This window comes from Streptacidiphilus sp. EB129 (assembly GCF_041262645.1).
Lineage (GTDB): Bacteria > Actinomycetota > Actinomycetes > Streptomycetales > Streptomycetaceae > Streptacidiphilus.
Genome location: NZ_JBGCCS010000002.1, coordinates 25,205 through 38,989 on the forward strand (window position 1 = coordinate 25,205; position 13,785 = coordinate 38,989).

The following is a 13,785-nucleotide window of genomic DNA, read 5'->3' on the forward strand; positions in this document are numbered from 1 at the left end:
GTTCCCCGCGCCCCTGGGTAGTGCAACCTCAGCAGCGTGCGAACGTCATGCGCCGATCGCGTGGAGGCCGCCGTCGACGTGGACGATCTCGCCGGTGGTCTTCGGGAACCAGTCCGACAGCAGTGCGACCACCCCGCGTCCGGCCGGCTCGGGGTCGGTGACGTCCCAGCTCAGCGGGGAACGCACGTTCCAGGTGTCGGCGAGCTGGTCGAAGCCCGGGATGGACTTCGCGGCCATCGACTTGATCGGGCCGGCCGAGACCAGGTTGCAGCGCACGTCCTGCTTGCCGAGGTCCCGCGCGAGGTAGCGCGAGGTGGCCTCCAGGGCGGCCTTCGCCGGGCCCATCCAGTCGTACTGCGGCCAGGCCAGGGTGGCGTCGAAGGTGAGGCCGACGACCGAGCCGCCCTCCTCCATCAGCGGCAGGCAGGCCATGGTGAGCGACTTCAGCGAGAACGCCGAGACGTGGACCGCCGTCGCGACGGACTCCCACGGGGTGTTCAGGAAGTTGCCGCCCAGGGCGTCCTGCGGGGCGAAGCCGATGGAGTGCACCACGCCGTCGAGCCCGCCGAGCTCCGCACGGACCTGGTCGGCCAGGCCGGCCAGGTGCTCCGCGTTGGTGACGTCCAGCTCCAGCACCTTGGTGGGCTTGGGCAGCTTCTTGGCGATGCGCTCGGTCAGGCTGGGGCGCGGGAACGCGGTCAGGATGATCTCCGCGCCCTGCTCCTGCGCCAGCTTGGCCACCTGGAACGCGATGGAGGACTCCATCAGCACGCCGGTGACGAGGATGCGCTTGCCCTCAAGGATTCCACTCATGGTGATCAGTGACCCATGCCCAATCCGCCGTCGACGGGAATGACGGCTCCGGTGATGTATGCGGCCTCGTCGGAGGAGAGGAAGCGCACGGTCGAGGCGATCTCGGCGGGCTCGGCGTAGCGGCCGAGCGGCACGCCCGAGACGATCTCCGCGCGGCGCTCGTCGCTGAGCACCGCGGTCATGTCGGTGTCGACGAAGCCGGGGGCGACCACGTTGACGGTGATGTTGCGCGAGCCCAGCTCGCGGGCCAGCGACCGGGCGAAGCCGACCAGGCCGGCCTTGGAGGCGGCGTAGTTCGCCTGGCCGGGCGAGCCGGTCAGGCCCACCACGGAGGAGATCAGCACGATCCGGCCCTTGCGGGCCCGCAGCATCAGCTTCGACGCGCGCTTCACCACGCGGAACGTGCCGGTGAGGTTGGTGTCCAGGACGGAGGTGAAGTCCTCCTCGGACATGCGCAGCAGCAGGGTGTCCTTGGTGACACCGGCGTTGGCGACGAGGACCTCGACCGGGCCGTGCTCGGCCTCGACCTCCTTGAACGCCTGGTCGACCTGCTCCGAGTCGGTGATGTCGCACTTCACCGCGAAGAAGCCGGCCGGCGGCTCGCCCGAGCGGTAGGTGATGGCGACCTTGTCGCCCGCCTCGGCGAAGGCCTGGGCGATGGCGAGGCCGATGCCCCGGTTGCCTCCGGTGACGAGAACCGAGCGGCTCAAAAGGTCCACCTCTCTCTGCTTGTGCGGCCAGATGTCTACGCAGGCCGACGCTATCCGCATTCGCGCGGCGGCAGCGAATCGACCGCCCACAGCGAGATCAGCGCTGCACTGTGGGTTTCCCACAGTGTGGTGCCCGCGGCGGTCGGGGCGGAGGCGCAACAGCAGAAGGCCCGGTGCTGATGCACCGGGCCTTCCGACAAGGAGTAGCGGGGACAGGATTTGAACCTGCGACCTCTGGGTTATGAGCCCAGCGAGCTACCGAGCTGCTCCACCCCGCGTCGTTGTGTCCTCACCGTACCCCGGCGCGGCGCGAAAAAGCGAATGCGATCCGTCCGGCATGCGAAAGGATGCCCAACGGCGCCCCTACGAGCGGCGCCTCCACAACTCTGGAGGAGATTGATGCCGGACACATCGTCGTCCCTCGATCCCACGTTCCTGGCGCTGCCGCTGCGCGGCCTGGCCGACGCCGCCCTCTCGCGGGCGAAGGCCCTGGGCGTGAGCCACGCCGACTTCCGGCTGGAACGCGTCCGCAGCGCCTCCTGGCTGCTGCGCGACGCGCGGCCGGCCGGGACCTCGGACACGCTGCAGCTCGGCTTCGCCGTGCGGGTCGTCCACGACGGCGCCTGGGGCTTCGCCGCCGGGGTCGACCTGACCCCCGAGGCGGCCGCCCGGGTCGCCGGGCAGGCCGTGGCCGTGGCCAGGCTGTCGGCGGGGATCAGCGCCGCCTCCGGCACCGAGGACCGGGTGGAGCTGGCCGACGAGCCGGTCTACCCGGACGCCACCTGGGTGTCCTCCTACGAGGTCAACCCGTTCGAGGTGCCGGACGCGGAGAAGACCGCGCTGTTCGCGGACTGGAGCAGCCGGCTGCTGGGCGCCGACGGGGTGTCCCATGTGACCGCGTCGCTGCTCACCGTGCAGGAGAACAAGTTCTACGCCGACACCGCGGGGACGGTCACCACCCAGCAGCGGATCCGGGTCAACCCGGAGCTGGAGGCGGTGTCCGTGGACGAGCGGACCGGCGCCTTCGACTCCATGCGGACCCTGGCGCCGCCGGTCGGCCGCGGCTGGGAGTACCTGCGCGGCACCGGCTGGGACTGGGACGCCGAGCTGGCCGAGCTGCCGGTGCTGCTGGCCGAGAAGATGAGGGCCCCCAGCGTCACCGCGGGCCGCTACGACCTGGTGATCGACCCCACCAACCTGTGGCTGACCATCCACGAGTCGATCGGCCACGCCACCGAGCTGGACCGCGCCCTGGGCTACGAGGCCGCCTACGCCGGGACCTCCTTCGCGACCTTCGACAAGCTCGGCAGCCTGCGCTACGGCTCCGACGTGATGCACGTGGTCGGGGACCGGACCGCCGAGCACGGCCTGTCCACCATCGGCTACGACGACGAGGGCGTGCGGACCAGGTCCTGGGACCTGATCAAGGACGGCACCCTGGTCGGCTACCAGCTGGACCGCCGGATGGCGAAGCTCAAGGGCCTGGGCGGTTCCAACGGCTGCGCCCACGCCGACTCCCCCGCGCACGTCCCGGTGCAGCGGATGGCCAACGTCTCGCTGCAGCCGGCCGCCGACGGCCCGGACACCGCCGGCCTGATCGCCGGTGTCGAGGACGGCGTCTACATCCTCGGCGACCGGTCCTGGTCCATCGACATGCAGCGCTACAACTTCCAGTTCACCGGGCAGCGGTTCTTCCGGATCAGGAACGGGCGGCTCGCCGGGCAGCTCAAGGACGTCGCGTACCAGGCCACCACCACCGACTTCTGGGGCTCGATGGAGGCCGTCGGCGGCCCGCAGACCTACCAGCTCGGCGGGGCCTTCAACTGCGGCAAGGCACAGCCGGCGCAGGTCGCCGCCGTCTCGCACGGCTGCCCCTCGGCGCTGTTCCGCAACGTGAACGTGCTCAACACCCAGCAGGAGGCCGGTCGCTGATGTCCACTTCTTCCGAGCTCGTCGAGCGCGCGCTGGAGCTGTCCCAGACGGACGGCTGCGTGGTGATCGCCGACGAGGAGTCCACCGCCAACCTGCGCTGGGCGGGCAACGCGCTGACCACCAACGGGGTGACCCGGGGCCGGACGCTCACGGTGATCGCGACCGTGGACGGCGCCGAGGGCACCGCCTCCGGCGTGGTGTCCCGCGAGGCGGTGACCGCGGACCAGCTGGAGTCGCTGGTGCGGGCCGCCGAGGCGGCGGCCCGGGAGGCCGGTCCCGCCGAGGACGCGCAGCCGCTGCTCACCCCCACCGGCCCGGCCGCCGCGGACTTCGGTGCGGAGCCGGCCGAGACCTCCATCGACGTCTTCGCGGCGTTCGCCCCGGCACTGGGCGAGGCCTTCGCCCGCGCGCAGAAGAGCGGGCGGCTGCTCTACGGCTTCGCCAACCACTCGCTCACCTCGACCTACCTGGGCAGCTCGACCGGTCTGCGGCTGCGCCACGACCAGCCGACCGGGTCGGTCGAGCTGAACTCCAAGACCGCCGACCTGGCCTCCTCGGCCTGGACCGGTGCGGCGACCCGCGACTTCCAGGACGTGGACCCGATCGCGCTGGAGGAGCAGCTGGCGGAGCGGCTCGGCTGGGCCGAGCGACGGATCGACCTGCCGGCCGGGCGCTACGAGACGCTGCTGCCGCCGTCGGCGCTGGCGGACCTGATGATCTACATGTGCTGGTCGGCCGGCGGCCGGGACGCGGCGGAGGGCCGTACGGTCTTCTCCAAGCCCGGCGGCGGCACCAGGATCGGGGACCGGCTGGCCCAACTGCCGCTGACCCTGCGCACCGACCCGGCCCGGTCCGGTCTTGAGTCGGCGCCGTTCGTGATCGCCCACTCCTCCGGCGGCGACTCCTCGGCCTTCGACAACGGCCTGCCGATCCAGCCGACCGACTGGATCAGGGAGGGTGAGCTGGCCAACCTGGTCACCACCCGTCACTCGGCCGGGCTGACCGGACTTCCGGTGCGGCCGGCCGGCGACAACCTGGTCATGGAGGGCGGCGGCGCGGCGTCGATGGCCGACATGGTGGCCCGTACCGAGCGCGGACTGCTGCTGACCTGCCTCTGGTACATCCGCGAGGTCGACCCGGCGACGCTGCTGCTGACCGGGCTGACCAGGGACGGTGTCTACCTGGTCGAGAACGGCGAGGTGACCGGGGCGGTGAACAACTTCCGCTTCAACGAGTCCCCGGTGGACCTGCTGGGGCGGATCACCGAGGCCGGGCGTACCGAGCGGTGCCTGCCGCGCGAGTGGAGCGACTACTTCACCCGGGCGGCGATGCCGGCGGTGCGGATCCCCGACTTCAACATGAGCTCGGTCAGCCAGGCGTCCTGACACGTGCTCGCCCACGGGACCGCGTGCGCTCCCGTGGGCGAGCACGCGGGCGGTCCCGTGGGCCTGGATGCGGCCACTGGGGCGGGTGGTCTCCGGCAGCGGGCGAAACGCGCGGAAACCCGGTGCCCCAGTGGCGATGGCCGCGCGACGGCGGCGTACGGTGACGGCATGGGGAAGTCGAAGGGTACTGCCGGAGTCGTCCGGATCACCGGCGCGCGGTCCAGCCTCACCGAGGACGTGCGCCGCAGGCAGCGCCGCTACATGATCTCCATGGCGGTGCGGACCCTGTGCGTGATCCTGGCCGTGGTGCTCTGGAAGGAGTCCCGGATCCTGGCGATCATCGCTCTGGTCGGCGGAATGTTCATCCCGTACGTGGCCGTGGTGATCGCCAACGCCGGGCGCGAGAGCCCGCCGACCATGCCGGAGACCTTCATCGGGCACCAGCCCCGGCCGATGCTGGAAACGGGTGTCCAGGGGGTCCCGGCACCCGCGCCGACAACGCCGCAGGGGTGACCAACGTGCGGGCGTAGTCCCAGGAGTTCACAGGAATCACAGAATTATCGGAACCTTAAGAGAGTCTGAAGAAGATTCCCACGGTTCCCCCGTTCCTGACGGCCGTGCACATGCAATACTGCCTACGCGCTCCGCATCCCCCGTCGGAGCGACGGACCGATGCCGGGCAGCTCCCCCCGTGGCTGCCCGGCATCGCCATGCCGCCGGAGCAGCGACGCCGCAGGAACGGGGAGGCTGCCGGAACAGGGATACTGCGGGCATGAGCACCGAAACCCCGCACTGTTCCGCGAAGGGCTGCCGCCAGGTCGCGGTCTGGGTCCTGGCCTGGAACAACCCCAAGCTGCACAGCCCCCAGCGCCGCAAGACCTGGCTGGCCTGCGCCGACCACAGGGAGTCGCTGTCGGACTTCCTGGACCTGCGGGGCTTTCTCAAGGACGTGGTCGCGCTCGCCGAGTGGGAGCAGCCCCCGGGTTCCGAACGAAACTGACCGCGCGGACCCGCCCGTCGGCGACCGTGCCCTCAGCCGCCGATGACGACTGTGCTTCAGCCGCCGATGGCGGACATCGGCCGGTCGGGCTGGAGGAAGTCGGGGTTGTCGATGCCGGCGCCGGCCTTCTTGCCCCACATCGCGGCGCGCCACAGCGCGGCTATCACCGCGTCGTCCGCGCCGTCGCGAAGCGCTCCGCGCAGGTCGGTCTCCTCCCTGGCGAACAGGCAGTTGCGGATCTGGCCGTCGGCGGTGAGCCGGGTGCGGTCGCAGGCGCGGCAGAACGGGCGGGTCACGCTGGCGATCACGCCCACCCGGGCGGGGCCGCCGTCGGCCATGGTCCAGCCGTCGACCAGCCAGCGCTCGGCCGGTGCCGCGCCGCGCCGCTCGTCGGGCTCGGGGGTCAGCGCGAAGCGCTCGCCGAGCCGGGCGAGTATCTCCTCCGCGGTGACCATGGTGGAGCGGTCCCAGCCGTGCTGTGCGTCCAGCGGCATCTGCTCGATGAAGCGCAGCTCGTAGCCGCGCTCCAGGCACCAGCCGAGCAGGTCCGCGGCCTCGTGGTCGTTGACGCCGCGCATCAGCACCGTGTTGATCTTCACCGGCCGCAGCCCGGCGGTCTCCGCCGCGGCCAGTCCGGCGATCACGTCGGCGAGCCGGTCCCTGCGGGTGAGGGTGTGGAAGCTGGCCGGATCGAGGGTGTCCAGCGAGACGTTGACCCGGTCCAGCCCGGCCTCCCGCAGCGCCGACGCGGTGCGGGACAGGCCGAGGCCGTTGGTGGTCAGCGAGAGCTCGGGGCGCGGGCTCAGTTCGGCGCAGGCCGCGACGATGCCGACCAGGCCCGGGCGCAGCAGCGGCTCACCGCCGGTGAAGCGCACCTCGGTCACGCCCAGGTCGGTCACCGCGATCCGGACCAGGCGGATGATCTCCTCGTCGGTCAGCAGGTTCGGCTTGGGCAGCCAGTCGAGGCCCTCGGCGGGCATGCAGTACGTACAGCGCAGGTTGCAGCGGTCGGTGAGCGAAACCCGCAGATCGACTGCGCGGCGTCCGAATGTGTCGATCAGCACGGCGTACACCTCCCCATGTGTGACACCAGCCTAGTCGGCGCCGCCGACACCTCCCGCGCCAGCGCCCCCGCGGGCCGTCGGGCGCACCGCGGAGGCCGTGCATCCCGGGCCGACACCTGCGCCGGGCGCGGTCGTTGTCCATGGCGGCGAGGGTGCCTGCGCTCCCCGCCACCGCACCCCTGCGGGCGAGTGGAGGCTGGCCGTGTCGAGGCGTCCCGTTCCCGGTCGGCGACCGTTCGGATCCGTCCGGCTCGCGGCCCCGATCCCGCCGGTGGTGCCGCCGACGGCGGCCGCGCGGACCCGGCCCGCCCTGCGCCCCGGCCCGGCCGTACCGCTGCCGGTGCTGAGCATCGAGGCGCTGCGGGATCCACCGTAGTCGTGGTCAGGTCCCGGGTGTCCTGTCCAGGTGGCCGATCTCACCGGCACGTCCAGTGTCCGGGAGGCCGTCGGCTTGGAACGATGACACTCCGGCCTGACCGGCCCGGCTTCCCAAGACGGCGATCTCCCAAGAGAAGGTGTGTGCGATGAGCAAGCCCGCGCTCGACCCCCGCGACCCGCTCGGCTTCGACGAGCTGTTCGACGCCGAGGATCTGGCCGTTCGCGACACCGTCCGGGCCTGGTGCAACGACCGGGTGATGCCGTACGTCGCCGACTGGTTCGAGAGCGGCGAACTGCCCGGCATCCGTGAGCTGGCCCGGGAGCTGGGGTCGATCGGCGCGCTGGGCATGCACCTGGAGGGGTACGGCTGCGCCGGCGCCACGGCCGTGCAGTACGGGCTGGCCTGCGTGGAGCTGGAGGCCGCCGACTCCGGGCTGCGCTCCCTGGTCTCGGTCCAGGGCTCGCTGGCCATGTACGCGATCCACCGCTGGGGCTCCGAGGAGCAGAAGCAGCGCTGGCTGCCGGGGATGGCGGCCGGCGAGATCATCGGCTGCTTCGGCCTGACCGAGCCCGACCACGGCTCCGACCCGGCCTCGATGCGCACCCACGCCAAGCGCGAGGGCGGGGACTGGGTGCTGAACGGCCGCAAGATGTGGATCACCAACGGCTCGGTGGCCGGTGTCGCGGTGGTCTGGGCGCAGACCGACGACGGCATCCGCGGGTTCGCGGTCCCCACCGACACCCCCGGTTTCTCCGCCCCGGAGATCAAGCACAAGGCCTCGCTGCGCGCCTCGGTCACCAGCGAGCTGGTGATGGACGACGTCCGGCTGCCGGCCGAGGCGGCCTTCCCCGAGGTGCGCGGGCTCAAGGGCCCGCTGAGCTGCCTCAACCAGGCCCGCTACGGGATCGTCTGGGGCGCGATGGGGGCGGCCCGCAGCTGCCTGGAGGCGGCCCGCGAGTACAGCATCAGCCGCGAGCAGTTCGGCCGGCCGATCGCCGGCTTCCAGCTGACCCAGGCCAAGCTGGCCGACATGTCGCTGGAGCTGAACAAGGGCCTGCTGCTGGCACTGCACCTGGGCCGCCGGATGGACGCCGGGACGCTGCGCCCGGAGCAGGTCAGCTACGGCAAGCTCAACAACGTCCGGGAGGCGATCGAGATCGCCAGGACGGCGCGGACCATCCTGGGCGCCAACGGCATCAGCTTCGAGTACCCGGTGATGCGGCACGCCGCGAACCTGGAGAGCGTGCTGACCTACGAGGGCACCGTGGAGATGCACCAGCTGGTCATCGGCCAGGCCCTGACCGGCGAGAACGCCTTCCGCTGACCCGACCGGAACGGCGCGCCCGCACGGGCGCGCCGTCCGGCACGCGGGCCAGGAAGGTGCTCTGGGCTCGGAAGGTGACCCCGGGCCGGAAGGTGACCCCGGATCAGAAGGCGATCTTGACCTTCAGGGCCGTGCGCTCGTCCATCGCCCGGTAGCCGTCGGGGACGCCGTCCAGGTCGACCGTGGTGTCGAAGACCGGGGACGGGTCGATCCGGCCCGAGAGCACGTCGGCGAGCAGCTCGGGGATGTAGGCCCGGGCCGGGGCCACGCCGCCGCGCACCGCGATGTTGCGGTCGAACATCTGCTTGATGTCCACGCCCGCGCTGCCGCCGTGCGGCACCCCGACGTAGCCGACCGCGCCGCCGTCGCGGGCGATGGAGATGGCGGTGCGCATCGACTCCTCGGTGCCCACCGCCTCCAGCACGGCGTGCGCGCCGACACCGCCGGTCAGCTCGCGGACGGCCGCGACGGCCTCCTCGCCGCGGGCCGCGACCACGTCCGTCGCGCCGAAGGCACGGGCGATCGCGGTGCGGTCCTCGTGGCGGCCCAGCGCGATGATCCGCTCCGCGCCGAGCCGGTGCGCGGCCAGCACCCCGCACAGGCCGACCGCGCCGTCGCCGACCACGGCGACCGTCGCGCCCTCACGGACACCGGCCGCGAGTGCGGCGTGGTGACCGGTCGCCATCACGTCGGAGAGCGCCAGCAGCGCGGTGAGCAGGCGCTGGTCCGAGGCGGCCTCCGGCGGGAGCCGCACCAGGGTGCCGTCGGCGAAGGGGACCCGGACCGCCTCGCCCTGGCCGCCGTCCGAGCCGGGGGTGCCCCAGAAGCCACCGTGCGGGCAGGAGGTCTGCAGGCCCTCGACGCAGAACTCGCAGACCCCGTCCGACCAGACGAACGGGGCGACGACCAGGTCGCCGGGCCGGAAGTCGCGGACGTCCGCACCGACGGCCTCGACCACTCCCAGGAACTCGTGTCCGATCCGCTGCCCGGCCTCACGCGCGGCGACGCCGCGGTAGGCCCACAGGTCACTGCCGCAGATACAGGCGAGCACGGTCCGGACCACGGCGTCGGTGGGGCGGGCTATGACGGGGTCGGGGACCTCCTCGACCCGGATGTCCTGGGGGCCGTGGATGACGGTGGCGCGCATTGGTGCTCATCTCTGGGGAGTGCGGTGGTGCTCGTTCCCCTCGATATTCGCACGCGGGAGCGGTTGTGCTCGGGCTGTCAGAGGCGGCCCGTATTGTGGACGACCATGGACGCGACCCGGTTGGTGACGATGGACGAGCAACTGGCCGGCTACCCCTATCCCGAGGGCGGCTGGGCCGTGGTCGACGTCGAGACGACCGGTCTGGGCCGCACCGACCGGATCGTCTCGGTCGGCGTCTACCGACTGGACCCCCAGGGCGAGGTGTTGGACCACTGGTACACGCCGGTCAACCCCGAGCGCGATCCCGGGCCGGTCTGGATCCACGGACTGACCAGCGAACACCTGGAGGGCGCGCCCACTTTCCCGGAGATCGCCGACACCCTCGCCGAGTGGCTGTCGGGCCGGGTGCTGGTCGCCCACAACGCGCTCTTCGACTGGTCGATGATTTCCCGTGAGTTCGCCCGGATGGGTGGTCGGGCGCCGGTGGAGCAGCGGTTGTGCACCATCGTGCTGGCGCGGGATCTGCGGCTGCCGCTGGCCAACCACCGGCTGGGCACCCTGGCCGGCCACTTCGGCGTGGTGCCCCGACAGGCACACCACGCGCTGGACGACGCCCGGGTGCTGGCCGAGGTGTTCCAGCCGAGCCTGCGGCTGGCGGTGCAGGCCGGGCTGCGGCTGCCGTTGCACACCTGCGTACCGCTGGCCGACCTGGGCGAGGACGCCGCGGCGGACGGCGACGCCTCGCCGGCCGGGCGCGGGAACGCCGTGCGCGGCGCGGGGAGCTGGGGCTCCTACCGTCCGGCGCGGCGCAGACCCGCCTGCCCGTACCCCAACCCCGGACGCTGGATCCCGGAGCAGCCGCTGGTGCAGGGGATGCGGGTGGCGATCAGCGGGGACACCGCGACCGACCGCGAGGTGCTGGAGGACCGGGTGGCGGAGGCCGGCCTGCATGTGGCGACCTCGGTCAGCAGCCGGACCAGCCTGCTGGTCACCAATGAGCCGAACGGCTGGACCACCAAGGCCCGGCGGGCCCGGGAGGTCGGCACACCGGTGCTGGACGAGGCGGCGTTCCTGCAGCTGCTGCAGCGCGTCGTGGCCCAGGACTGACGGTCCGGAGCGCGAGCGGACCGGGGGGGCGAGCCGGGGCGGGGCGGGGGCGAGCCGGGGCTGAGCCGGGCTGGGGGCACCCCGCCTGCGAGCGGGCATCTGGGGCGGAGGTACCGTCATGGGGTGTTCCGCATCCTGCTGACCCGGCGCTGGGTGATCCTGACTCTGGTGTTCTTCGTGCTGATCCCGGTCATGTACTGGCTGGGCGTCTGGCAGTTCCACCGCTACCAGCAGACCAAGGTCGGCAACCAGCAGATCTCGGCGAACCAGGCCGCGAAGCCGGTGCCGATGGAGTCGCTGTCCCAGCCGGGCGGAAACGTCCCCTCTGATCTGACCTACCGCGGTGTCACCGCGACCGGCCACTACGACACCGCACACGAGTTCGTGGTCCGGCACCGTACCGACGCGGCCGGGGACAACATCGGCTTCTACGTGATCACCCCGCTGGACCTGGCCGACGGCAAGGTCGTGCTGGTGAACCGGGGCTGGGTGCAGCCCGGCAACAACAGCGGCGCCGAGTACCCGACCGTGCCGGGCGCCCCCTCCGGGACGGTGAGCGTCGAGGGACGGCTGCGGCCTGACGAGACGTCGGCGGCGACCGGGATCCGTGACGTCAAGGGACTACCGGACCGCCAGTTCATGCTGATCGACAGCGCCGAGCAGGCGGCGCGGATCCCGCAGCCGGTACTGGCCGGCTACCTGGAGCTGGTGTCGACCTCGCCCGCGGCACCGGCCGCGGACTCGGCCGAGCTGGTGCCGGGACCGAACCAGTCCAGCGACAGCATGGCCGTGGTCGGCAAAGGCGTGCACCTGCCGTACGCGTTGCAGTGGTGGCTGTTCGCCGCACTGGTGCCGATCGGATGGGTGGTGCTGCTGCGCCGTGACATCCGCGACCGCCGGCGGCAGGACGCCCTCGCCGCGAAGGCCGCCGACGCGCCGGACCCGACACCGGAGCCCACGCCGGACCTCACGCCCGACCTGACTGCTGATCTCGCTCCCGGCCTGGCTGCCGACCTGACTCCCGACCTGACAAAGGACGCGCCGACAACGGCCGTTGCCGCCCCTGCGGGTGTCCCCGGGGAGTAGCGTCGGGCGTCCAGGGAAAGGATCACTTCATGCCCGGACGCATCGAGGACTACGCCCTCATCGGGGACCTGCAGACCGCAGCTCTGGTCGGGAAGGACGGGTCCGTCGACTGGCTCTGCCTGCCCCGCTTCGACTCCCCCACCTGCTTCGCCGCCCTGCTCGGCGGCGACGACCAGGGGCACTGGAAGCTGGCCCCGGTCGGTGCCGTCGAGTGCACCAGCCGCTCGTACGCGGGCGACAGCCTGGTGCTGGAGACGGTGTGGGAGACGCCGACCGGTACGGTCAAGGTGATCGACTTCATGCCGCAGCGGGACCGCACCCCCGACCTGATCCGGATCGTCGAGGGTGTGTCCGGCACCGTCGCGATGCGTGGGGAACTGCGGCTGCGCTTCGACTACGGGCGGGTGGTGCCGTGGATGCGGCGCACCGACCACCACCGGGTCGCGGTGGCGGGGCCCGACTCGGTCTGGCTGCGCGGCCACCCCTTCGTCCACAGCTACGGCAAGGACTTCGCCACCATCACGGAGTTCACCGTCAACGCCGGTGACCGGGTTCCCATAGTGCTGAGCTGGCTGCCCTCGCACCGCGGCACCCCGCCCCGGCAGGATCCGGAGAAGTCCCTGCGGGAGACCCTGGAGGGCTGGCAGGAGTGGGTCCGCACCTGTGCCTACGACGGTCCGTACCGGGCCGCGGTGATCCGGTCGCTGATCACCCTGAAGGCGCTCACCTACGAGCCGACCGGCGGTATCGTCGCGGCCGCCACCGCCGCGCTGCCCGAGCAGATCGGCGGCGAGCGCAACTGGGACTACCGCTTCTGCTGGCTGCGCGACTCCACCATGACGCTGTCGGCGCTGCTCGCCGGCGGCTACCACGAGGAGGCCGCGGCCTGGCGCGCCTGGCTGCTGCGCGCCATCGCCGGCGACCCGGCCGACCTGCAGACCATGTACGGGGTGGCCGGTGAGCGCCGGCTCCCGGAGATCATCGCCGACTGGCTCCCCGGCTACGAGGGCTCCACCCCGGTCCGCTTCGGCAACGCCGCCGTGGACCAGCTGCAGCTGGACGTCTACGGCGAGGTGATCCAGACCCTCTACATGGCCATGCAGGCCGGGATCCCGATGGAGCGTCACGTCTGGGGCCTGATGCGGACCCTGATGACCTTCCTCGCGGATAACTGGGACAAACCGGATGAGGGTCTGTGGGAGGTGCGCGGCGGACGCCGGCACTTCGTCCACTCCAAGGTGATGTGCTGGGTGGCCTTCGACCGCGCGGTGAAGATGGCCGAGGCCACCCGGATGCCCGCGCCGGTCGATCGCTGGCGCGAGCTGCGCGACGCGATCCACATCGACGTCTGCGCGCAGGGCTTCGACACCGAGCTGGGCTCCTTCACCCAGTACTACGGCGGCAAGACGATGGACGCGGCGACCCTGTTCATCGTCAAGACCGGGTTCCTGCCGCCCGACGACCCGCGCGTCATCGGCACCGTCGAGGCGGTCCAGGAAGCGCTGGACCACGGCGGCTTCGTCCGCCGCTACTCGACCGGTACGACCGGGGACGCCGAGGTCGACGGCCTGGAGGGCGAGGAGGGCGCGTTCCTGGCCTGCTCGTTCTGGCTCGCCGACGCGCTGATCGCGATCGGCCGACGGGACGAGGCCCGGGTACTCTTCGAGCGGGTCGCCAGGATCAGCAACGACCTGGGCCTGATCTCCGAGGAGTGGGACCCGCGGGCGAAGCGGCAGTTGGGCAACACCCCGCAGGCGTTCACCCACGTCGCCCTGGTCAACACCGCGTTCCTGCTGGACGCCGTCCCGGAACCACACGCAACACCAGAGGAGTCCTGA

The 13,785-nt window shown here is 71.9% G+C and carries 13 protein-coding genes and 1 tRNA gene; 9 read left to right on the top strand and 5 right to left on the bottom strand.

Annotated features, from left to right (window positions below):
• Positions 1–45: 45 nt before the first annotated feature.
• The 3 genes from fabI to ABH925_RS02365 all read right to left on the bottom strand — a co-directional run bounded on the left by fabI (position 46) and on the right by ABH925_RS02365 (position 1,801).
• Positions 46–813: an enoyl-ACP reductase FabI gene (gene fabI / locus ABH925_RS02355; protein ID WP_370144991.1), complete on the bottom strand. Its 768-nt coding sequence runs from the start codon at positions 811–813 to the stop codon at positions 46–48.
• A 5-nt stretch (positions 814–818) separates the two neighbouring features.
• Entirely contained in the window at positions 819–1,523 is a 705-nt protein-coding gene (gene fabG, locus ABH925_RS02360) for a 3-oxoacyl-[acyl-carrier-protein] reductase (RefSeq protein ID WP_370144993.1), read from the bottom strand.
• A 204-nt stretch (positions 1,524–1,727) separates the two neighbouring features.
• Positions 1,728–1,801 (bottom strand) — tRNA-Met (locus ABH925_RS02365).
• Between the two features lie 121 nt (positions 1,802–1,922).
• Here ABH925_RS02365 and ABH925_RS02370 point away from each other — a divergent pair.
• The 4 genes from ABH925_RS02370 to ABH925_RS02385 all read left to right on the top strand — a co-directional run bounded on the left by ABH925_RS02370 (position 1,923) and on the right by ABH925_RS02385 (position 5,840).
• Positions 1,923–3,455, top strand: a complete 1,533-nt coding sequence (locus ABH925_RS02370) for a TldD/PmbA family protein (protein ID WP_370144995.1) — start codon at positions 1,923–1,925, stop codon at positions 3,453–3,455.
• On the top strand, positions 3,455–4,840 hold the full coding sequence (locus ABH925_RS02375) for a metallopeptidase TldD-related protein (RefSeq protein WP_370144997.1): 1,386 nt from the start codon (positions 3,455–3,457) through the stop codon (positions 4,838–4,840). The genes ABH925_RS02370 and ABH925_RS02375 overlap by 1 nt, the downstream gene beginning before the upstream one ends.
• Positions 4,841–5,008: 168 nt before the next feature.
• The gene (locus ABH925_RS02380; RefSeq protein ID WP_370144999.1) at positions 5,009–5,353 is read left to right on the top strand and encodes a DUF3099 domain-containing protein; all 345 of its coding nucleotides are present in this window, start codon (positions 5,009–5,011) and stop codon (positions 5,351–5,353) included.
• Between the two features lie 259 nt (positions 5,354–5,612).
• A complete protein-coding gene (locus tag ABH925_RS02385) occupies positions 5,613–5,840 on the top strand; it encodes a hypothetical protein (RefSeq protein ID WP_370145001.1) in 228 nt (75 codons plus the stop codon).
• A gap of 56 nt (positions 5,841–5,896) precedes the next feature.
• On the opposite strand, the gene moaA is transcribed toward ABH925_RS02385, so the two are convergent.
• Positions 5,897–6,904 (bottom strand): GTP 3',8-cyclase MoaA, encoded by a 1,008-nt coding sequence (gene moaA, locus ABH925_RS02390; RefSeq protein ID WP_370145003.1) that lies wholly within the window; start codon positions 6,902–6,904, stop codon positions 5,897–5,899.
• A 202-nt stretch (positions 6,905–7,106) separates the two neighbouring features.
• On the opposite strand from moaA, the gene ABH925_RS02395 reads away from it, so the two are divergent.
• Together ABH925_RS02395 and ABH925_RS02400 are read left to right on the top strand one after the other, a co-directional pair.
• Positions 7,107–7,280 carry a hypothetical protein gene (locus tag ABH925_RS02395; protein ID WP_370145005.1) on the top strand — a complete coding sequence of 58 codons (174 nt, stop codon included), beginning with the start codon at positions 7,107–7,109 and terminating at the stop codon, positions 7,278–7,280.
• 148 nt (positions 7,281–7,428) lie between these two features.
• Positions 7,429–8,607, top strand: coding sequence for an acyl-CoA dehydrogenase family protein (locus tag ABH925_RS02400; RefSeq protein WP_370145007.1), 1,179 nt, complete (start codon positions 7,429–7,431; stop codon positions 8,605–8,607).
• 103 nt (positions 8,608–8,710) lie between these two features.
• Here the strand turns inward: ABH925_RS02400 and ABH925_RS02405 are convergent, their stop codons facing one another.
• Positions 8,711–9,754 (bottom strand): zinc-dependent alcohol dehydrogenase family protein, encoded by a 1,044-nt coding sequence (locus ABH925_RS02405; protein WP_370145009.1) that lies wholly within the window; start codon positions 9,752–9,754, stop codon positions 8,711–8,713.
• Positions 9,755–9,883: 129 nt separating this feature from the next.
• On the opposite strand from ABH925_RS02405, the gene ABH925_RS02410 reads away from it, so the two are divergent.
• The 3 genes from ABH925_RS02410 to ABH925_RS02420 all read left to right on the top strand — a co-directional run bounded on the left by ABH925_RS02410 (position 9,884) and on the right by ABH925_RS02420 (position 13,785).
• Positions 9,884–10,861: a DEDDh family exonuclease gene (locus tag ABH925_RS02410; RefSeq protein ID WP_370145398.1), complete on the top strand. Its 978-nt coding sequence runs from the start codon at positions 9,884–9,886 to the stop codon at positions 10,859–10,861.
• 123 nt (positions 10,862–10,984) lie between these two features.
• Positions 10,985–11,947 carry an SURF1 family protein gene (locus ABH925_RS02415; RefSeq protein WP_370145011.1) on the top strand — a complete coding sequence of 321 codons (963 nt, stop codon included), beginning with the start codon at positions 10,985–10,987 and terminating at the stop codon, positions 11,945–11,947.
• A 29-nt stretch (positions 11,948–11,976) separates the two neighbouring features.
• Positions 11,977–13,785, top strand: a complete 1,809-nt coding sequence (locus ABH925_RS02420; protein ID WP_370145012.1) for a glycoside hydrolase family 15 protein — start codon at positions 11,977–11,979, stop codon at positions 13,783–13,785.